15 protein-coding genes, 1 tRNA gene and 1 pseudogene are annotated in these 20,419 nt (G+C 71.7%); 6 read left to right on the forward strand and 11 right to left on the reverse strand.

Annotation, left to right across the window (positions count from 1 at the left end; genetic code table 11):
• Positions 1-58 precede the first annotated feature (58 nt).
• Both QNO09_RS36070 and QNO09_RS36075 read left to right on the forward strand, forming a co-directional pair.
• Positions 59-394 carry a hypothetical protein gene (locus tag QNO09_RS36070; protein WP_283974458.1) on the forward strand — a complete coding sequence of 112 codons (336 nt, stop codon included), beginning with the start codon at positions 59-61 and terminating at the stop codon, positions 392-394.
• Entirely contained in the window at positions 391-612 is a 222-nt protein-coding gene (locus QNO09_RS36075; RefSeq protein ID WP_283974459.1) for a UBA domain-containing protein, read from the forward strand. Before QNO09_RS36070 ends, QNO09_RS36075 begins: the two co-directional genes overlap by 4 nt.
• A gap of 257 nt (positions 613-869) precedes the next feature.
• Here the strand turns inward: QNO09_RS36075 and QNO09_RS36080 are convergent.
• The 8 genes and pseudogenes from QNO09_RS36080 to QNO09_RS36115 form a co-directional block, all read right to left on the reverse strand.
• A pseudogene (locus tag QNO09_RS36080) lies at positions 870-1,052 on the reverse strand (GTP-binding protein); the annotation flags it as partial.
• Positions 1,053-1,485: 433 nt separating this feature from the next.
• The gene (locus tag QNO09_RS36085) at positions 1,486-2,328 is read right to left on the reverse strand and encodes an NmrA family NAD(P)-binding protein (protein WP_283974460.1); all 843 of its coding nucleotides are present in this window, start codon (positions 2,326-2,328) and stop codon (positions 1,486-1,488) included.
• A gap of 87 nt (positions 2,329-2,415) precedes the next feature.
• Positions 2,416-3,696 carry a patatin-like phospholipase family protein gene (locus QNO09_RS36090; protein ID WP_283974461.1) on the reverse strand — a complete coding sequence of 427 codons (1,281 nt, stop codon included), beginning with the start codon at positions 3,694-3,696 and terminating at the stop codon, positions 2,416-2,418.
• On the reverse strand, positions 3,693-4,772 hold the full coding sequence (locus QNO09_RS36095) for a ComEC/Rec2 family competence protein (protein WP_283974462.1): 1,080 nt from the start codon (positions 4,770-4,772) through the stop codon (positions 3,693-3,695). The genes QNO09_RS36090 and QNO09_RS36095 overlap by 4 nt, the downstream gene beginning before the upstream one ends.
• Before the next feature lie 28 nt (positions 4,773-4,800).
• A complete protein-coding gene (locus tag QNO09_RS36100; protein WP_283974463.1) occupies positions 4,801-6,594 on the reverse strand; it encodes a S8 family serine peptidase in 1,794 nt (597 codons plus the stop codon).
• Positions 6,595-7,094: 500 nt separating this feature from the next.
• Positions 7,095-8,171 carry a maleylacetate reductase gene (locus tag QNO09_RS36105; RefSeq protein ID WP_283974464.1) on the reverse strand — a complete coding sequence of 359 codons (1,077 nt, stop codon included), beginning with the start codon at positions 8,169-8,171 and terminating at the stop codon, positions 7,095-7,097.
• Entirely contained in the window at positions 8,168-9,037 is an 870-nt protein-coding gene (locus tag QNO09_RS36110; RefSeq protein WP_283974465.1) for an intradiol ring-cleavage dioxygenase, read from the reverse strand. Before QNO09_RS36110 ends, QNO09_RS36105 begins: the two co-directional genes overlap by 4 nt.
• A 507-nt stretch (positions 9,038-9,544) precedes the next feature.
• A tRNA-Leu gene (locus tag QNO09_RS36115) sits at positions 9,545-9,629 on the reverse strand.
• A gap of 143 nt (positions 9,630-9,772) precedes the next feature.
• Between QNO09_RS36115 and QNO09_RS36120 the strand changes: the two genes are divergently transcribed.
• On the forward strand, positions 9,773-11,104 hold the full coding sequence (locus QNO09_RS36120) for a DUF2254 domain-containing protein (protein WP_283974466.1): 1,332 nt from the start codon (positions 9,773-9,775) through the stop codon (positions 11,102-11,104).
• 211 nt (positions 11,105-11,315) lie between these two features.
• Here QNO09_RS36120 and QNO09_RS36125 read toward each other — a convergent pair whose 3' ends face one another.
• The 3 genes from QNO09_RS36125 to sucC form a co-directional block, all read right to left on the reverse strand.
• Entirely contained in the window at positions 11,316-12,857 is a 1,542-nt protein-coding gene (locus QNO09_RS36125; protein ID WP_283974467.1) for an aldehyde dehydrogenase family protein, read from the reverse strand.
• 189 nt (positions 12,858-13,046) lie between these two features.
• A complete protein-coding gene (gene sucD / locus QNO09_RS36130) occupies positions 13,047-13,961 on the reverse strand; it encodes a succinate--CoA ligase subunit alpha (protein ID WP_283974468.1) in 915 nt (304 codons plus the stop codon).
• A gap of 14 nt (positions 13,962-13,975) precedes the next feature.
• Positions 13,976-15,106: an ADP-forming succinate--CoA ligase subunit beta gene (gene sucC, locus QNO09_RS36135; RefSeq protein WP_283974469.1), complete on the reverse strand. Its 1,131-nt coding sequence runs from the start codon at positions 15,104-15,106 to the stop codon at positions 13,976-13,978.
• A gap of 177 nt (positions 15,107-15,283) precedes the next feature.
• Here sucC and QNO09_RS36140 point away from each other — a divergent pair, with 177 nt between their 5' ends.
• The 3 genes from QNO09_RS36140 to QNO09_RS36150 are packed head-to-tail and all read left to right on the forward strand — an operon-like array spanning position 15,284 to position 20,367.
• Positions 15,284-16,966: a thiamine pyrophosphate-binding protein gene (locus QNO09_RS36140; protein WP_283974470.1), complete on the forward strand. Its 1,683-nt coding sequence runs from the start codon at positions 15,284-15,286 to the stop codon at positions 16,964-16,966.
• A 10-nt stretch (positions 16,967-16,976) separates the two neighbouring features.
• Positions 16,977-18,218 carry a formyl-CoA transferase gene (frc, locus tag QNO09_RS36145; protein ID WP_283974471.1) on the forward strand — a complete coding sequence of 414 codons (1,242 nt, stop codon included), beginning with the start codon at positions 16,977-16,979 and terminating at the stop codon, positions 18,216-18,218.
• A gap of 4 nt (positions 18,219-18,222) precedes the next feature.
• Positions 18,223-20,367 carry an acetate--CoA ligase family protein gene (locus QNO09_RS36150; protein ID WP_283974472.1) on the forward strand — a complete coding sequence of 715 codons (2,145 nt, stop codon included), beginning with the start codon at positions 18,223-18,225 and terminating at the stop codon, positions 20,365-20,367.
• Positions 20,368-20,419 lie beyond the last annotated feature (52 nt).

Genomic DNA, 20,419 nt, shown 5'->3' on the forward strand with positions numbered 1-20,419 from the left:
CCGGTTCGAGCACGGCGAAGTGTCCGTCCCGTCACGTTGGTTGACCTACTGTGACGGCATGACGACGAAGTCTCTTCCCCGCCTCACCCCGACCGGCACCTGCTGGTGCGGCTGCGCCAAGCAGGTCGGACCCGGATCGTTCTTCGCTCCCGGCCACGACAAGGTGGCGGAAGCCGCACTGCTCGCGGCCGAGTACGGTTCTTCCGTCGCCCAGTTGCTGCACGGCCACGGATACGGGCCCGGGCACTCGGTGAGCGCCCGGGCCGTTTCCGAAGGGGTGTGGCAGACGTGCCCCGCGTGCGACTACGTCGGCGCGCCGGCGAGCATCGCCAACCACACGAAGAAGTCGCACGCCGCGGCCGCCGGCGAGCAGGCGCAGGGAGCGGAGCGTTGACGGAACCCGCCGACAGCCAGCGCGCAACCCTCGAGAAGGCCGTGCACATGTACGGCGGCTACTGGGACACCGACCGAAGTCTGCGCGCGCTGCGTGACGCCGGACACGACCCGCAGGACAAGCACACCCGCCGGATCCTCCGGGACCTCACGAGCGAGGGCCTGCTGGTGAAGGTGGAGGACCGGCCCGTCAAGTACCGCCTTGCTGAGACAGGTTGAGACGGAGATAGGAACCCAGCGGGCCCGCGTGCTGCGGGCTCCGGTCGTGAGGTCGGCACCGCCGACCGCGGTCCATTGTGAACGCCCCGTGGCGTTCCACCCGCGCCAGCTTGACGAACCGCTCCTTCTCCGCGTTGCCGGCAAGTGGCATGAGACCCGTAGGGTCGCGGGTATGGCGGATGATCAGCAGCAGGCGCAGGCCGTGGCGGGCGCCTGGGCGAGGATCGAGAAGTGGCTGGAGCTGCACGCTCCGCGCTGCCCCGGTCGCGCTCCTGCGGGTCGAAATCGGTGACGGTGGTGCCGTCGTGGACCTCGCCGCGTTTGTGGGTGGTGCCGGTGGCGAAGAGGACGCGTTCGGCGACGGTGGTCTTGCCGGCGTCGACGTGGGCGAGGATGCCGAGGTTGCGGACGGCGGCGAGCGGGTTGAGACGGGTGCGCACGGCCCAGGGCCTTTCGATGCGATCGGAAGAAGGGGCAGCGCGATTTCCGGACGGGAAGGGCAGGGCGGCACACGGCCACCCTGCCCTGACATCACGTCAGAGCACTTCGGGATCTGGCGCTCTTCGTCCGGTCAGCCGATGCCGCCGCGCAGCGGGCACCGGGGCGACGAAGACACGAGGATCACCTCGTAGCGCGGCGGGGAGACGGCGGCAGCGGTGCGGTCACGCATGGCCCTCTCCCTTCGTTCGTCGCGGCGACGCCCGGCGCTCGGTGGTGGGCGGCCGGGTATGTGCGTGAGTGTAGGAAGGTCACACGCACCGGGCCAGCGAATATCGCGCGCGGGACGGTCGGGGTCGTCGTCGTGTCTCAGCCGCGTACGTCTCGGCGGTGGTTGCCGACTGAACCTGCCGGGCCTCGTTGTTCACGAGAGAGTCAGGACCGCCCCTCGAAGGCGGCCGCGTGCTCGGCGGCCCACTGGGCGAAGGTGCGCGCCGGGCGGCCGGTGACCCGCTCGACGGTGCCGGAGACCGTACGGCCCACCTCCGGCGTGTTCCCGTACGTCTCCCTCAGGAAGCCGATGACGTCCTCGGGCAGGCCCGCCGCCCGCCACCGCGCGAGGGCCTCTTCCTCGGTCAGTTCGACCAGGGCGATCTCGCGACCGACGGCGGCGGCGATCGTCTTCACCTTGTCCCCGACGGTGAGCACCTCGGGGCCGGTGATCACGTACTCCCGGCCGCCGTGCCCCTCCTCGGTGAGCGCGGTCGCAGCGACGGCGCCGATGTCCGCTTCGTGGACCATGGCACTCAGCCGGTCCACGAACGGCTCCCGCACCTCGCCGGAGGCGACGATCCCGTCCGCCCACTCCAGGGCGTTGGCCATGAACTCCACCGGCATGAGCACGGTCCGCTCCACACCGTCCTCGGCACGCACCGCGTCCTCCAGGGGGGTGGGCCCGCCGCCGTGCAGCACGGTGACGCGTCGGACACCGGCCGAGCGGGCGAGCTCCAGGATCCGGGGGCCGGTCTCCAGCGGGCTGAAGGTGACACCGCCGAACGTGATCAGATGGAGGCCGGTGACGCCCTCCAGGGCCGGGGCCAGGCTCTCCGGTTCGGTCAGGTCGCCCTCGACGACGTCGACACCGGCCGGGAAGGCGGCCCTCGCCGCGTCGCGGGTCACGGCACGCACGTCGTGCCCCCGGGCGAGCAGTTCGGCGACGACCTGACGGCCGACGGTTCCGGTGGCGCCGGTGACAAGAATCCTCTGCGTCTGAGTCATGGCACGACCCTAGGCAGGCTTGCGGTCACCTTCTGTCCGCGGTGACCGGGCGGTCCGGGTCGGCGCTCGCGGTCTTCGGCGGGGACGTCATCGTCGCGGCGGGCGCAGCGCCGTCAGGTCGTCCGGGAGGAACTCGGGGTGGTACGCCGCCAGAGCCGCGCCGCCCAGCCACCAGCCGCGGTGGACCAGGGCCCGGCAGAGGCCGGGGTCGAGGCGGTCGAACACGGTCGGGACGAGGGCGAGATGACGGCCGTCGAAGGCCGGGTGTTCGGGGAAGGCCGCGCGCCAGCGGCGCAGGGCGTCCGGGCCGTCCGCCGGGAAGTCGGTGGAGAGCTGGACGAGGATGCCGCGCCGGGCACCACGCGGCAGGGAGCCGTCCGGGCCCGAGGCCCTCGCGTGCGCGAAGCGTTCGACGACGGCACGGGTCCGCAGCGTGGTGCTCTGCCGGTACAGCAGCGAGTTGGCCCGGGCCAGGTCCCGGACCACCGGCACGCGCCCGTACACGCCGGGCCGCAGCAGCCCTCCGGCGTTGAGGACGCACAGGAAGGTGTGCCGGTAGCGGTCCGAGTCGATGGCCTCCAGGCCGGTGTTGTCGTACGTACCGCCGTCGAGCAGGGCGGGCGGCCGGGCGGCGCACGGGAAGGGGGCCTGGTCGAGAACGACGGGCGGGAACGCGCCGGGCACCGCGGCGGAGGCCGACACGGCCCGGCTCAGCCGCAGCCGCGTGCCGGCTGTGGGGGCCAGACCGATGGTGTAGTCGCCGTACACGTCGCGTTCGAAGGTGAAGCGGGCACCGGTGGTCAGGTTGGCGGCGTTGACGATCCAGCGCACCTCCGGGTCCAGGCGCTCCAGTTCGGCCTCCCGCAGGAACCACTCGTCCAGACACCCGGCCAGGAGGTCCGTACGGGTGGAGGGGCCGAGGGTTCGCCACAGGCCGTGGACGAGGGCGCGCTTGAGGGAGCGGGAGGAGACGCGGTCGACGACCGGCGCGATGACCAGCTCGTCGACGGCGCGGGCGGTGAAGTCCTCCCGCCGCAGCGCGGGCCAGGCGGTGGCCAGGCAGCCGTTGGCGATCGAACCGCCGGACACCGACGAGGAGTACCGCAGCCGGGCGAGCAGCCCGGTGTCGGCCAGCAGCCGCACGAAGCCCAGGGCGGCGAGGGTGGCGCGGAACCCGCCGCCGGACAGGGCGAGCGCCACCGGGTGCGCGGTGGCCGGTGGTTCTGCGGGGCGAAGGGCGTCACCGCAGGGACGCGCGGTGAGGCCCGTGCCGGTGGCGGGCGAGTCCACGGCCCACAGCGGACCGGCGTCCGGTGCGGCGCCGGCCGGCGGCGCGGGAAGGGCGGGGGCCCGCCGGAAGGTGGTCATGGCCGGTCTCCGATCTCGATGAGGAGCGCTTGGTCGGCGGGCGCCCGGACGTCGACGCCGAAGGCGCGGCCCTCGCTCAGTCGCGTGAGTTCCTCTTCGGCGAAGGGGATGTGGTTGGTCAGGTGGATGACGTACTCGTCGTCCGGTGCCCGGGACTCGACGAGCCTGCGCAGGGTGTCCTCACTGGGGTGGTGGTGGCGGACGCCGTCGGCGGATATGACGTAGTGGTCGGCCCACACCTGTTCGAAGAAGCCCGCCGCCATGTTGCGGTCGCTGCCGTGGTGCGGCAGTTTGAGCAGGTCGACGTGGAGGGGTTCCGAGTCGTCGAGCAGGCCCAGTTCGCGCAGGCCCGTCAGGACGCGGTCACCGCGGGCGTCACCGGTGAGCAGGGCGGTGCACCCCTCGTGGCGCAGCAGCAGGACGATGCTGGAGAGGTTCGGCACCGACCCGTCGGTGTAGCCCGCGGTGATGACGTCGGGGTCGCCGCGCTGCTTCGCCTCGCGCCACCGCTCCTCCAGTTCCACCAGCGCTTCCCGGTCCGGTGCGACGACCGTGACGTCCAGGTCGTCGAGGACGGCCTCGGCGCCCTCGGTGAGCGGTCCGCCGAACGGGGCGTTGCCGTCCAGGCGCAGCGCGGTCGCCGCGTTGCGGATGTCGCGGCCCTGCTGGTAGCTCGCCCCGACCGCCGCGTCGGCGGCGGCGCGTTCGAAGAGCGGCCGGACGGAGGCGCTCAGCCCGGGGGCGTGCCGGTCGACGAGTTCCTCCACGGAGTTGAACCACAGGGCGTCCACCGCGTACGGCGGGGCTTCTCCGTCCTGCTGGGCCTGTCTCATGTCGCGGAAGAGCCGGACGAGCCCGCCGGCGTGGTCGTCGTCGACGTGGGACAGACACACGACGTCGAGGTGCGGCCGGTCATCGCCGTCCGGTCCGCCGAGTTCCTGCAGCCGGCCGCGGAGTGTGGCCCGGTAGACCCCACCGGGACCGCCGTCGACGAGCATGACCCGCTCGGGGGGTGTGCCCCAGTGGACGAGGAAGCAGTCGCCGTGGCGCGCGTCGAGGAAATCGAAGGTGAGCATGGCGGCTCCTGGCTGGTGGACCGTTCCGTCAGACGGACTGGATGGCACGCAGCACGTCGACGAGCCCGTGGCCCTGGAAGTGGCGTTCACGAGCCAGGTCCGTCGCCGTGGCGCACAAGATCTCCTTCACCCGTTCGGGGCGGCCGAGCAACTCCCGGTTGCGGGCCAGCAGCATGGCCGCGGCCCCGCTGACATGGGCCGCCGCCTGGCTGGTGCCGTGCATGGCGGCGATGCCCTCACCGGGGATGGGGCCGTCGATGTCCTCCCCCGGCGCCACCAGGTCGGGCTTGGGCCGCCCGTCGCCGGTGGGCCCCCGGCCGGAGAAGTAGCTGACGCCGTGGCGGTGCGGGTTGCTGCGGTGGGTGGAGCCGACGGTGATGACGGACTCCGCGTTTCCGGGGTCGGAGATGCTGATGGCCCGGTAGTCGGCGCCCACGGTCCGCGCCGTGCCGGCGAACCCCGCGTTGCCCGCCGCGGTGACGACCACGACGCCCGACCGTGTCAGCCGGTCGCACTCGACGCACACGGGTGTCCACCCGGTGGCGTGACTGGCGACGTCGTGCGGGACCGACAGGCTGATGTTGACCCCGGCGACGATGAACCGTCCGGCCTGCTCGTTGATGTGACGGATCGCCTGCAGCGCGGTGACGATGGAGAACTCGTCGCCCCCTCCCTCGTCGTCGAGGACGCGGAAGTCGTAGAGCCGGATGCGCGGACAGATGCCGCGGAAGTCCAGCTCCGGCCACCAGCCGCCGATGATGCCGGCGATGTGGGTGCCGTGCTGGTCGCCCGGCGGCGGCCGTGCGGGCTGTTCCCGGGACAGGGTGGTCTCGACGGTCGGCAGGGCGGCCGCCCAGTTGACGAGGCCGCCCACGAGCACGTCGGCGGAGAGTTTCTCCCGTACGCCGGTGAAGTCGAAGGCGCGGGCGATGCGCGTCTCGAGTCGCTGCGGCGTCGGGCCGGTGGTGTCCCAGTCGTGGAAGGCGGGATGCCGTGCATCGATGCCGCTGTCGACGACGGCCCAGCCGATGGAGGCGGTGTCGACCGAGAAGACCTGCTCCGCCGCGTCGGCCTTGATGGTCCGGCGGGACCGTACGACCGCTCCGGTCGCGGGCCGGTTCGTCGTCACGGAGACGACCGGATACTTCTGTCTCCGGTCGGCCACCCGCCCGGTGGGTGCGTGGGGTCGGCGCACGGGCCCGGTGTCCACGACGACGGCGTCCAGCATGTCGACGAGCACGTCGGTCACCGCCTGTTCCCGCGTCTCGCCCCGCCCGAGGTCGGGCCTCGCGTGCAGCACGATGCGGTGCAGCAGCCTCAACAGCCAGGTGACGTGGCGGCCACGTTCCTGCCGGCGCTCCATGCTGTCGTGGATCTCACTGGTGGCCGGGGTCCTGACGTGTCCGGCGAGGGCGGCTTCGACGCCTTCGGGCCCGCCGTGCCGCGCGAGTTCGTGGGCGACACGCACCGCACCGGCCAGACTGGTCAGGGGCAGGACGTCGCCGACGAGCTCCTTCAGGGTCAGCTGTGCCGCCACGAAGCTGCCGGCGGCGATCGGACGGCACTTCTCCATCAGCCCGCGGCTCTGGAAACGCTCCAGTACCTGCTCGACTCCGTACTCTTCGCGGATCGCGAGAATCAGGTCCTGCCGTCCCCGCTCTCCCGTCCGGGCCGCGGCCCCCGAACCGTGGGCGTCCCCCAGCGAGGCCGGCGGCTGGGCGAACGCCAGCCACACGTCGAAGTGCACAGGGCAGTGGGTGGCCCACAGGACGGGAACGGGGCCGTCCCCGTAGAACACCGCTGAGAGGTCGGCTGGATCCATGGGGACTCCCGGTGCGCGTGCGTGTGGCCCTGCGCAAGGGGGTGGGAGGCGGTGACAGCGGCCGGAGGGCCTGCTTTCATCCTCCGCCCCGGGCGCGGGCGCCGCAAGCGCACGGCCGTCCGGGCCGACGCCTCCGGTCGGACCGCGTTCACGAGACCCGTGAATCCCTGCGGATCCCGTCCCGGGCGATCAGCCGGGCGCGAGACTCCGGCCGAACGCTGACGTCGCATCAGACACGGGCCGTGAGGCAGCGTTCACGGAAGGTGCCGTGAGGCAGCGGCCATGGAAGGTGCCGTGAGGCAGCGGCCATGGAAGGTGCCGTGAGGCAGCGTCCATGGAAGGTGCCGTGAGGCAGCGTCCATGGAAGGTGCCGTGAGGCAGCGTCCATGGAAGGTGCCGTGAGGCAGCGTCCATGGAAGGTGCCGTGAGGCAGCGTCCATGGAAGGTGCCGTGAGGCAGCGTCCATGGAAGGTGCGGAGTGTGCCGGCTGAAGGCGGCACCTATGCCGTCGACGGCGGCCCTCCCTCGTACGCCGCGAGCAGCACGCCCCGAACCCCCTCGGCCGTCACCTCGCGCGGGTTGGCGTACGGCTCACCCGCGGCCCGGGCCGCCGCCGGTGTCACGTCGGCCCGCGCGAGGCCGAGTTCGGCGAGGGAACGCGGTGCGCCCAGGCGGCCGGCCAGGTCCCACAGGGCGCGGGGCACGTCGTCGGCGCCGAGGGCGCGGCGCAGGACGGTCAACGCCCGCGGGGCGGCGGGGGCGTTGTGGGCGAGAGCGTAGGGCAGGACGACGGTGTGGGTCTCGGCGTGGGGCAGGCCGTACGTGCCACCGAGGACGTGGCACAGCTTGTGGTGCAGGCCCATCGTGGTCGCGCCGAGGCATGCCCCGCACAGCCACGCCCCGTACAGCGCCCGGCTGCGCGCGTCGAGGTCCTCCGGGTCGTGGGCCAGCAGCGGCAGTGCCTCGGCCATCGCCCGCACCCCCTCCTCGGCCATGACCGTCACCAGCGGCGAGACGTCCGGGGCGTACAGCGCCTCGACGGCGTGCGCGAGCGCGTTGATCCCGCTGGTGACGGTCAGCGGCACGGGCAGGGAGAGGGTGAGCCGGGGATCGTAGACGACGCTGCGGGGCTGGACGGCCGGGTCACGGCCGGTGCGTTTGGTGCCGTGCTCGGTCAGGCCCCACACCGGGGTCATCTCGGAGCCCGCGTAGGTGGACGGCACCGCGATCAGGGGCAGTCCGGTGCGCAGGGCGATCGCCTTGCCGAGCCCGATCGCGGAGCCGCCGCCGACCGCGACGCAGCCGTCCGCACCGGCCGCCCGTACGGCCGCGACGGCCCGGTCCGCGTCCCGCACGGGCACGTGCATCCGGGCTTCGGCGTGCAGCCCCGCGCAGGTGTCGCCGAGGGCGTCCGCGACGGTCCGGGCCACGTTCTCGCCCCGCCTGCCGCACACCACGAGCAGCCGCCGCAGGCCCAGGCGTGCCGCCTCGCCGGGGGTCGCGGTGACGGCCGCGCCGGGCCGGAAGACGACGCGCACGGGCCGCGTCTCGTACGTGAACTCCTGCTGGAACGTCATGCGGCCCGCTCCAGCACGAGGTCGAAGCGGGCGTGCCGGAAGGGGTTGGGCACGCCGAACTCCTGGGCGAGCGGGGCGTCGTCCGTCTCCGCGAAGTCCTGGATCAGGCTCTGCTTCACGGCGAACACCGCGTCGGAGTCGAGGTAGTCGCCGCCGGCCACGAAGATGTGCGTGGTGACGGGCGTGTGGCCCGCGGCGGAGGCGATGAAGTGGATGTGCGCGGGGCGGTAGGGGTGCCGTCCGGTCGCGCGCAGCAACCCGCCCACGGGGCCGTCGGTGGGGATCGGATACGCGGCCGGGACGCAGGTGCGGAACCAGAACCGGCCCTCGGCGTCGGCCGTGAACAGTCCGCGTCCGTTGCCGGCGGGCTGGACGCCGGGCTGCTGGACGTCGTAGTACCCCTTGTCGTCGGCCTGCCAGACGTCGACGACGGCGCCGGGCAGCGGGGTGCCGTCCGCGGACCGCACCCGGCCGCTGACGACGCACGTCTCGCCGCCGCCCACCAGGTCGATGTCGTCGCCGAGCGCGCGGACCGGCGACTCGGTCATGTGGAAGGGGCCGAGCACGGTCGACTCGGTGGTCCCGGGCGCGCGATCGCCGCTCAGCGTCTCCACCAGCATGGACAGGCCCAGCACGTCCGACAGCAGGATGAACTCCTGCCGGGTGTCGGTGCAGCTCTGCCCGGTCGCGGTCAGGAAGGCGATGGCCCGCTCCCACTCGTCCTGGGTGAGGCGGGTCTCGCGCGCGAAGTCGTGCAGGTGGCGGACGAGGCCGGTGAGCAGTTCACGCAGCCGCGGGTCGGCGGTCCCGCGCAGGCTTGCCAGGGCCTGCGCGGTGACGCCGGTCCCGGTCCCATCGGTGGTCATCCCGGCTCCTCGTCGTCGATGTCCGCTTCTTCCATGATGGCGCGCACCGGCGGGCCGGGGACACGCTGCGGCGCGTCCGGACGGTGATGCTCAGAAGTGCCCCGGGCTCCGCCGCAGCGCGTCCGTCAGCAACCGCCCCGCGTCCGCTGCAGCGGACGCGTGCACACCGCGATCTCGGAGGCGCCGCGCCGTCACGGCGGCAACAAGGCCCGCACGGCGCCGCGTCGTGATCGATCGGCCGGGCGACGCTGTTCCACCGGCTACGGGAGTGGCGGCGCGAGACCGCGTTCCGCCGGCTGCGGGAGTGGCGGCGCGAGACCGCGTTCCGCCGGCTGCGGGAGTGGCGGCGCGAGACCGCGGAATGGCTCGGTGCGAGGGAAGGACGCCTGGCACGGGATCGGCTCGGTGCGAGGGAGGACGCCTGGCACCGGACCGGCTCCGGGTACGGGACCGACGCACGACAGCTCGGGCGGGTCGAGAAGATCTCGACCCGCCCGAGCTGGTCTGTGTCCGAGGGGGGACTTGAACCCCCACGCCCGATAAAGGGCACTAGCACCTCAAGCTAGCGCGTCTGCCATTCCGCCACCCGGACCAGGTGTCCGCCGCCTTACCCAGAGGTGTTCCCGGCGGCGACACGGACAACAATACCAAGCTTTCGGAGTGCCTTTCACCTGCGTTTCCGTCCGCCTGGCGGGGGTCCGGGACCTCGCGCCCCGCTACCTCTAGGGTCGCACCATGAGTGACTGGATGGTGACGCAGAGCCCCTCGGTGAGGCGTCGCCCGCGTGCCCTGTCGCCACTCAGGGAGCACTTGCGGGACACGTTCTGGTTCGCCCCCACCGCGGCGATGGTGGGGATCTTCCTGGTCTGGGCGGGGGCGGAGCTGCTCGACACGGCTCTCGTCGACGCGCTCCGGGAGGAGCGGGACTTCGAGACGCTCGACGAGCTGCTGCGGTTCGCGGAGGATGCGAAGGCCGTGGTGAGCGCGGTCGGCTCGGCGATGATGACCTTCATCGGTGTCGTCTTCAGCATCTCGCTGGTCGCCGTGCAGATGGCGAGTGGCCAGTTCACCCCGCGGGTGGTGCGGCTCTTCGTCCGGAGCCGGATCACCAAGGCGACCTTCGCGGTGTTCCTGGCGACCTTCGTACTGACCCTGCTGGTCCTGACGAGCTTCGACAGTGTCGACGACCCCCGGGCCGTCACGTCGGTGCCTCTGGTGCAGTCGGTCCTCACCCTCTGCATGGTCGGGCTGAGCCTGCTGCTCTTCGTGCTGTACGTGAACACCACCCTGCGGCTGATGCGGATCAGCCATGTGATCGCACGGATCGCCTCGGAGTCGTTCCGGGTGGCCGCCTCGATGCCGGTGCCGGTGGGCGCACAGGACGCCCCCGCCTTCGGCCCGGAGACCGCGTGGGTGCCGCACGAGGGCCGGGCGGGGGTGCTGCGCGACGTGCACATCGCACGATTGGTGCGGGTGGCGCGCCAGTACGGGGTCGTGCTGCGGCTGATCCCGCGGATCGGGGACTTCGTGGTGCCCGGCATGCCCGTACTGGCGGTGCACGGCGGGCCGGTCCCGCCGCGCAGGGTGCTGCGTCACGCGATCTCGGTGGGGGTGGAGCGGACCTACCACCAGGATCTCGGTTTCGGGCTGCGGCAGTTGTCCGACATCGCGTTGCGCGCCCTGTCGTCCGCGATCAACGATCCGACGACCGCCGTGCAGGCGCTGGACCGGATCGTCCAGTTCCTGGCCGTGCTGAGCCGACGGCCGCTGGACTCCGCCCTGCACCGGGACCGGGTCGGTGCGGTGCGGCTGGTGCAGCCCGTGCCCGGGTGGACCGAGCTGGTGGATCTCGGGTTCACCGAGGTACGGATCCACGCCCTAGGGAGCCCGCAGGTCTCCCGTCGCATGCTGGCCGGCCTGGACGACCTGCTCCTGCTCGCGCCGCCGGAACGCCGCGAGCCGCTGCTGCGCCATCGCGAACTGCTCCGGCAGGCCGTCGGCTTGGCCGCGCCGACCCCGTCGGACCGGGAGTTCGCCCTGCGCCCGGACCGGCAGGGCATCGGCTGAGCCTGTCCCGGCACGCTCGGGGACGGGCCCCCGGCGAGCGGCCGGGCCGAAGAGAGGCCGACCACCGTGGCCGGCCGACCTCCGCGGCAGGCCCGCCCGGCGCCCGACCCTGCCGACGCCCTGCCTCATCAGCGCCCGACTGTGCCGACGGCCGACACCGGCACCCACTCGACCGACCGTGTGGGAAACCGGTGCCGGCCGCCCCCCTCTCTCAGGGCAGCAGCTGGTATTCGGGGAAGTTCCCCGGCAACCGCTCCCCCTGTGGTCCCCGTGTCACGGCGTGCACGAGCAGGTCGCCGCCGACGAACGCGCCGCGCCAGGACGCGCCGAGCCCGCCGAACAGCTCGTCGCGATCCCCCCGCGAGCGGGGCGCGCCGTGGCCGACCTTGAACGCGCGGATCTGCGGGGCGAGCCGGTCGTAGGTCGCCTGGTCATCCGTGGACAAGGTGGCGACCAGCGCGCCGTTGGAGGCGTTCATCGCGGCCAGCAGCTCCGCCTCCGTGTCGACCAGGACGATCGTGTCGACCGGGCCGAACGGCTCCGCGTGGTGCAGCGGAGAGGACGAGGGCGGGTTGAGCAGCGTGACCGGCTGGACGTAGGCGGAGGTGTCCTGGCCGGGCAGGAAGCGGGCGTCGTCGGGCCTGCCGCGGTGCAGCGGCACGGCACCGCGCTCGATCGCCTCGGCGACCTGGTCGTGCAGTTCCTTCGCCTTGGCCGCGTTGATCACCGGCCCGAAGTCCAGCTCCGGGTACGGGTCGTCCCGCCGCTCCACGGCGAGCGGATGCCCGACCTTCAGGGTGCGCACCGCGGGGAGGTACGCCGCCAGGAACGCGTCGAACAGATGCCGTTGGACGACGAAGCGCGGGTACGCCGTGCAGCGCTGCTTGCCGTAGTCGAAGAGCTTGGGGATCACCGCGGTGAGGGTGTCCCAGTCCGAGTGGTTCCAGATTCCCCAGGTGTTGAGTCCTTCCTGTTCCAGTACGTGCCGTTTGCCGAGGTCGGTGACGGCCGTGGCCACGGCGGCGCCGGTGTCGCGACCGCCGACGAAGGAGACGCAGCCGATCTCGGGCGACCGCACCAGTGCCTGGGAGAGCTCGCCTCCGCTGCCGCTGACGAGGGTCACGGGGATCCCCTCGCGGGCGGCGAGGGCGCAGGCCAGGGTGAGACAGGCGACACCGCCGTCGGTCGGGGTCTTGGCGATGACCGCGTTGCCCGCCAGTGCCTGGACCAGCAATGCGTGAACGAGCACGCTCATCGGGTAGTTCCAGCTGGCGATGTTGGACACGGGGCCGTCCAGCGGGGAGCGGCCGGCGAGCATGGGTTCGACTCCGTCGACGTACCAGCGGACCCCGTCGATGGCCCGGTCGACGTCCGCCCGGGCGAGCCGCCAGGGCTTGCCGATCTCCCAGACGAGCAGCAGCGCGAGCAGGCCGCGGTGTTCGGTCAGGGCGTCGAGGGTGGCGGCGACCCGGGCCCGGCGCTCCTGAAGGGGGATGTGCCGCCAGGCGCGGTGCTGGTCGAGCGCGGCGCACACGGCCCGGTGGGCGGTGATTCCGTCCAGGCGTGGCGGGCCGGCGATCGGGCCGCCGTCGACCGGGCTGACGGCGGGCAGGACCCGGCCGTCCTCCTGCCAGGCGCCGTTCCAGAGGTTGAGGACCCGGTCGTCACGGAAGGCCTCGGGAACGACGGCGAGACAGCGCCGCCACGCGTCGGGCCAGGACGTTCCGGTCTTGAGGGTGAGGGTGGGTGCCATGGGGTTGCTCCGCTCTCGGTGCACAGTCGGGGGCGGGGATGCGGCGTGGAGTGGCCCGGCGTCGGCTGGGACTCGGCGTGGGCGGCCCTGTGATCGGGCCGGGGCATCGGCGAGGGCAGCCCGGCATCGGCCGGGCCACTCGGCGCTGGCGGCCCGGCTAGCGGCCGGGAATCCGCGCGGGCGGCCCGGCTAGCGGCCTTCGAGTCGCGCGAGCACCAGCTTCGCCGTCTCGGTCGGTGTGCTGCCCACGCTCACCCCGACCGCCTCCAAGGCCTCCTTCTTGGCGGCGGCCGTGCCGGAGGAGCCGGACACGATCGCGCCCGCGTGCCCCATGGTCTTGCCCTCGGGGGCGGTGAATCCGGCGATGTAGCCGACGACCGGCTTGGTGACGTGCTCGCGGAGGTACGCCGCCGCGCGCTCCTCCGCGTCGCCGCCGATCTCGCCGATGAGGACGATCAGTTCGGTGTCGGGATCGTCCTCGAAGGCGGCGAGGCAATCGATGTGCGTGGTGCCGACGACGGGGTCGCCGCCGATGCCGACACAGGTCGAGAACCCGATGTCGCGCAGCTCGTACATGAGCTGGTACGTCAGCGTGCCCGATTTGGAGACCAGCCCGATGCGGCCGGGCTTGGTGATGTCGGCGGGGATGATGCCCGCGTTGGACTGGCCGGGGGTGATCAGGCCCGGGCAGTTGGGCCCGATGACGCGGGTGCCCTTGTTCTTCGCGTAGGCGGTGAAGGCGACGGAGTCGTGGACGGGAATGCCCTCGGTGATGACGACGGCGAGGCCGATGCCGGCGTCGGCGGCTTCGACGACGGCCGCCTTGGCGAAGGCGGGCGGCACGAAGACGACGGTGACGTCCGCTCCGGTGGCGCGCATCCCGTCGGTGACCGAGCCGAAGACGGGCACGGCACCGGGGGCACCTGCCAGGCCCTCAAGGCCCGGGGGGACGTCGAAGTCGACGGTGCGCCCGGCCTTGCGCGGGTTGACGCCGCCGACGACGTTCGTGCCGGCGGCGAGCATCCGCCGGGTGTGCTTCATGCCCTCGCCGCCGGTCATGCCCTGGACGAGGACCTTGCTCTCCTTGGTGAGGTAGATGGCCATGGCGTTCCCTCTCCTCAGGCCGCGGTGGCGAGTTCGGCGGCACGGGCGGCGGCGCCGTCCATGGTGGTGACCTGCTGGATCAGCGGATGCGCGTGCTCGTCGAGGATGGCCCGGCCCCGGGCCGCGTTGTTGCCGTCGAGACGCACCACGAGCGGCTTGGTCAGCCGGACGGTGTCCAGCGCCCGGACGATGCCGTCGGCGACCGCGTCGCAGGCGGTGATGCCGCCGAAGACGTTGACGAAGACGGATTTCACGGCCGGGTCGGAGAGGACGACGGACAGTCCGTCGGCCATGATCCCGGCGCTCGCACCGCCGCCGATGTCGAGGAAGTTGGCGGGACGCGCACCGCAGCCCGCGACCACGTCGAGGGTCGACATGACGAGGCCGGCGCCGTTGCCGATGATGCCGACCTCGCCGTCCAGCTTGACGTAGTTGAGGCCCTTCGCGGCGGCGGCCGCCTCCAGCGGGTCGTCGTGCCCGGTGTCGTCGGCGCCCCAGCGTGCCTGCCGGAAACGGGCGTTGTCGTCAAGGGTGACCTTGCCGTCGAGGGCCAGGATCCGGCCCTCCTTCGTGCGGACGAGCGGGTTGACCTCGACGAGGAGGGCGTCCTCGCGGACCAGGACCTCCCACAGGCGTACGAGAACGTCGACGGTCCGGGGCGGGAGCCCGGCCGCGTCGGCGATCTCGGTGGCCCTGGCCGGGGTCACCCCCTCGGCCGGATCGACGGGGATGCGGGCGACCGCCTCCGGCCTCGTGGCGGCGACCTCCTCGATCTCCATGCCGCCCTCGGCCGAGGCGATCGCGAGGAAGCGGCCCGCCGCGCGGTCGAGTACGTAGGACACATAGAACTCGTCCGCGATGTCCACGGGTTGGGCCAGCATGACCTTGCCGACCGTGTGGCCCTTGATGTCCATGCCGAGGACCTGGCGTGCTGTCAGCTCTGCGGCGGCCGGGTCTGCGGCGAGTTTCACTCCACCGGCCTTGCCGCGTCCACCGGTCTTCACCTGCGCCTTCACCACGACTCGCCCGCCGAGTCGGCGTGCGATCTCGCGTGCTTCCTTGGGCGAGTCGGTCACCTCGGCCCGTGGCACCAAGATGCCGTGTTCCTCGAAGAGTTCCCTTGCCTGGTGTTCGTACAGGTCCATTTCGGCTCCTGACTGCCGTGTCGTGCGGGGAGCGACTCCCAGCCCCCCGGAAAATGCCGCACGCCCCCTGGACACCACCCACCGGATGCGGGATAACAAGCTTCATACAGTATTCGTCGACTGTATGCAATGTACCGCGAGCCGCTCCAACCCCCTACGAAGGGACAGGACTTCGCCATGCCCGACGACACCCAGGACCTGATTTCCGGTGGTCATCTCGTAGCCAAGGCGCTGAAGGCCGAGGGAGTCGACCGCATCTACACCTTGTGCGGCGGCCACATCATCGACATCTACGACGGCTGCGTCGACGAGGGCATCGAGGTCGTCGACGTACGCCACGAGCAGGTCGCCGCCCACGCCGCAGACGGCTACGCGCGCATCACCGGCAAGCCCGGTTGCGCGGTGGTCACCGCGGGACCCGGGACGACCGACGCCGTCACCGGTGTCGCCAACGCCTTGCGCGCGGAGTCCCCGATGCTGCTGATCGGCGGTCAGGGAGCTCTCACCCAGCACAAGATGGGGTCCCTGCAGGACCTGCCGCACGTCGACATGATGAACCCCATCACCAAGTTCGCGGCGACCGTGCCCGACACGGCCCGCGCCGCGGACATGGTGTCCATGGCCTTCCGCGAGTGCTTCCACGGCGCGCCCGGCCCCTCCTTCCTGGAGATCCCGCGCGACGTGCTGGACGCCAAGGTGCCCGCGTCCAAGGCGCGCGTGCCGCAGGTCGGCGCCTACCGCGCCTCGACCCGCTCGGCCGGCGACCCCGAGGCGATCGAGAAGCTGGCCGACCTGCTGGTGCACGCCGAGAAACCGGCCATCCTGCTCGGCAGCCAGGTGTGGACGACCCGGGGCACCGAGTCGGCCGTCGAACTCGTCAGGACCCTCAACATCCCCGCCTACATGAACGGCGCGGGACGCGGCACCCTCCCGCCCGGCGACCCGCACCACTTCCAGCTCTCGCGCCGGTACGCCTTCTCCAACGCCGATGTCATCGTCATCGTCGGTACGCCCTTCGACTTCCGCATGGGCTACGGCAAGCGGCTGTCGCCGGACGCGACCGTCGTGCAGATCGACCTCGACTACCGCACCGTCGGCAAGAACCGCGACATCGACCTCGGCATCGTGGGCGACGCCGGGCTGGTCCTGAAGTCCGTGACCGAGGCGGCCTCCGGGCGCGTCAACGGCGGCGCCTCCAAGCGCAAGGAGTGGCTGGACGAGCTGCGGGCCGCCGAGCAGACCGCCCTGGAGAAGCGGCTGCCGAACCTGAGGTCCGACGCCTCACCCATCCACCCCTACCGCCTGGTCAGCGAGATCAACGACTTCCTCACCGAGGACTCCCTCTACATCGGCGACGGCGGCGACATCGTCACCTTCTCCGGGCAGGTCGTCCAGCCCAAGTCGCCCGGGCAATGGATGGACCCGGGACCCCTCGGCACGCTCGGCGTCGGCGTCCCCTTCGTGCTCGCGGCCAAGCAGGCGCGGCCCGACAAGGAGGTCGTCGCGCTCTTCGGCGACGGCGCCTTCTCCCTGACCGGCTGGGACTTCGAGACGCTCGTCCGCTACGACCTCCCGTTCGTCGGCATCGTCGGCAACAACTCCTCCATGAACCAGATCCGGTACGGCCAGGCCGCCAAGTACGGCAAGGACCGCGACCGCGTCGGCAACACCCTCGGCGACGTCCACTACGACAAGTTCGCCCAGATGCTGGGCGGTCACGGCGAGGAGGTCCGCGACCCCTCCGACATCGGCCCGGCCCTGCGGCGCGCCCGCGAGTCCGGCAAGCCGTCGCTGATCAACGTCTGGGTCGACCCGGACGCGTACGCCCCCGGAACCATGAACCAGACCATGTACAAGTGAGGTGCCCCCGATGACAGCTACCTCCACCAAGGCCCTCGAAGGCATCCGCGTCCTGGACATGACCCACGTCCAGTCCGGACCGTCGGCGACCCAGCTGCTCGCCTGGCTCGGCGCGGACGTCGTCAAGCTGGAGGCACCGACCGGCGACATCACGCGCAAGCAACTGCGTGATCTGCCGGACGTCGACTCCCTCTACTTCACGATGCTCAACTGCAACAAGCGGAGCATCACCCTCAACACCAAGACCGAGCGCGGCAAGGAGATCCTCACCGAGCTGATCCGGCGCTCCGACGTCATGGTCGAGAACTTCGGCCCGGGCGCGGTGGACCGGATGGGCTTCACCTGGGACCGCATCCAGGAGATCAATCCACGGATCGTCTACGCCTCCATCAAGGGGTTCGGCGAGGGCCCGTACACCAACTTCAAGGCGTACGAGGTCGTCGCCCAGGCCATGGGCGGGTCGATGTCGACCACCGGCTTCGAGGACGGGCCGCCGCTGGCGACGGGAGCCCAGATCGGGGACTCGGGGACGGGTGTGCACGCCGTGGCGGGCATCCTCGCCGCGCTCTACCAACGGGAGCGCACCGGGCGCGGGCAGCGGGTCAACGTGGCCATGCAGCACGCCGTACTGAACCTGTGCCGGGTGAAGCTGCGGGATCAGCAGCGCCTGGCACACGGGCCGCTCGCTGAATATCCCAACGAGGACTTCGGCGACGAGGTTCCCAGGTCCGGAAACGCGTCCGGCGGCGGCCAGCCGGGCTGGGCGGTCAAGTGCGCGCCGGGCGGCCCGAACGACTACGTGTACGTCATCGTGCAGCCCGTCGGCTGGCAGCCGATCAGCGAGCTCATCGGCCGGCCCGAGCTGGCCGCCGATCCCGAGTGGGCGACGCCCGAGGCACGGCTGCCCAAGCTCGGCAAGATGTTCCAGCTGATCGAGGAGTGGTCCTCGACGCTGCCCAAGTGGGAGGTGCTGGAACGGCTCAACGCGCGCAACATCCCGTGCGGGCCGATCCTGTCCACCCGGGAGATCATCGAGGATCGTTCACTGATCGCCAACGAGATGGTCGTCACCGTCCCGCACCCCGAGCGCGGCGACTTCGTGACCGTGGGCAGCCCGCTCAAACTGTCCGACTCGCCCGTCGAGGTGACCGGTTCACCCCTGCTCGGCGAGCACAACGAAGAAGTCTACGTCGGCGAACTGGGCCTCGGCGACGAGGAAGTGCGCCTGCTCAAGTCGAACGGAGTGATCTGACGTGATGGCGGAAGACCGGGTCCTGCGGGTGCGGTCCCTCCTGGAGTCCGTGCGGGCCGAGGGACGGACCGCGCTGACCGCGCCCGAGGGCAAGGTGATCGCCGACGCGTACGGGATCGCCGTACCGGGCGAGGAACTGGCGACGGACGTCGACGAGGCCGTGGCGTTCGCGGCACGCTTCGGCGGACCCGTCGTGATGAAGATCGTCTCGCCGGACATCCTGCACAAGACCGACGCCGGTGGAGTGATCGTCGGGGTCGAGGGCGCGGCCGACGTACGGGCCGCCTTCCACACCATCATCGACAACGCACGCGCCTACGACGCCGATGCCCGCATCTCGGGCGTGCAGGTGCAGGAGCTGCTGCCGAAGGGGCAGGAGGTCATCGTCGGCGCGGTCACGGACCCGACGTTCGGGAAGGTGGTCGCCTTCGGGCTCGGCGGGGTGCTCGTCGAGGTCTTGAAGGACGTCACCTTCCGACTCGCGCCGGTGACCGCCGACGAGGCGCTGTCGATGCTGGACTCGATCCGGTCGGCGGAGATCCTGCGCGGGGTGCGCGGTCGGGCGGGTGTGGACCGGTGGGCCGTCGCCGAGCAGATCCGCCGGGTGTCCCAACTCGTGGCGGACTTCCCCGAGATCGCCGAGGTGGACCTCAACCCGGTGATCGCGACGGCGGAGGGGGCCGTCGCGGCCGACATCCGGGTGATCCTCGCCGAGTCGCAGCCCGCGCCGCGCCGAAAGTACTCGCGCGACGAGATCCTCGCGTCGATGCGCCGGCTGATGCAGCCGCGTTCGGTGGCCGTGATCGGGGCCTCCAACGAGCAGGGCAAGATCGGCAATTCGGTGATGCGCAACCTCATCGACGGAGGGTTCGCCGGGGAGATCCATCCCGTGAATCCCAAGGCCGATGACATTCTGGGCCGCAAGGCGTACAAGAGCGTCACGGACGTTCCCGGTGAGGTGGATGTGGCGGTCTTCGCGATCCCCGCCAAGTTCGTGGCCGCGGCCCTGGAGGAGGTGGGACGCAAGAAGATCCCGAACGCCGTGCTGATCCCCTCCGGGTTCGCCGAGACCGGCGAGCACGCACTCCAGGCGGAGATCGTGGCGATCGCGGAGCGGTACGGCGTACGGCTGCTGGGGCCGAACATCTACGGCTACTACTCCACCTGGCAGGACCTGTGCGCCACGTTCTGCACGCCGTACGACGTCAAGGGCGGGGTGGCGCTGACCTCGCAGTCGGGCGGCATCGGCATGGCCATCCTGGGCTTCGCCCGCACCACCAAGACGGGGGTGTCGGCCATCGTCGGGCTCGGCAACAAATCGGACCTTGACGAGGACGACCTGCTGACCTGGTTCGGTGAGGACCCGCACACCGACTGCATCGCGATGCACCTGGAGGACCTCAAGGACGGCCGTGCCTTCGTGGAGGCGGCGCGGGCGACCGTGCCGAAGAAGCCGGTGGTCGTGCTGAAAGCCGGGCGGACGGCGGCGGGCGCCAAGGCGGCCGGCTCACACACCGGCGCCCTCGCCGGCGATGACGCCGTGTACGACGACATCCTGCGGCAGGCAGGGGTGATCCGGGCGCCGGGACTGAACGACATGCTGGAGTACGCGCGCGCGTTGCCTGTGCTGCCCACACCCGAGGGCGACAACGTCGTGATCATCACGGGCGCCGGCGGCAGCGGTGTGCTGCTCTCCGACGCGGTGACGGACAACGGCCTGTCGCTGATGGAGATCCCGCCGGACCTGGACGAGGCGTTCCGGGCGTTCATCCCGCCCTTCGGGGCCGCGGGCAACCCGGTGGACATCACCGGGGGCGAGCCGCCGTCGACGTACGAGGCGACGATCCGGCTGGGTCTCGAGGACGAGCGCGTCCACGCGCTGGTCCTCGGCTACTGGCACACCATCGTCACTCCTCCCATGGTCTTCGCGGAGCTCACCGCGCGTGTGGTGGCCGAGTTCCGGGAGCGGGGCATCGAGAAGCCCGTGGTGGCGTCGCTCGCGGGGGACGTGGAGGTGGAGGAGGCATGCCAGTACCTCTTCGAGCGCGGGGTCGTGGCGTACCCGTACACGACGGAGAAGCCGGTGGCCGTGCTCGGTGCGAAGTACCGCTGGGCGCGGGAGGCGGAACGGCTGGGGGGCGGTACATGAGGTGAGTGAGCGGGGGGCCGGCCGACGGTGCGCGTCGGCCGGCCCCGGGACC

The sequence above is a fragment of the Streptomyces sp. 378 genome (genome assembly GCF_030124145.1).
Lineage (GTDB): Bacteria > Actinomycetota > Actinomycetes > Streptomycetales > Streptomycetaceae > Streptomyces.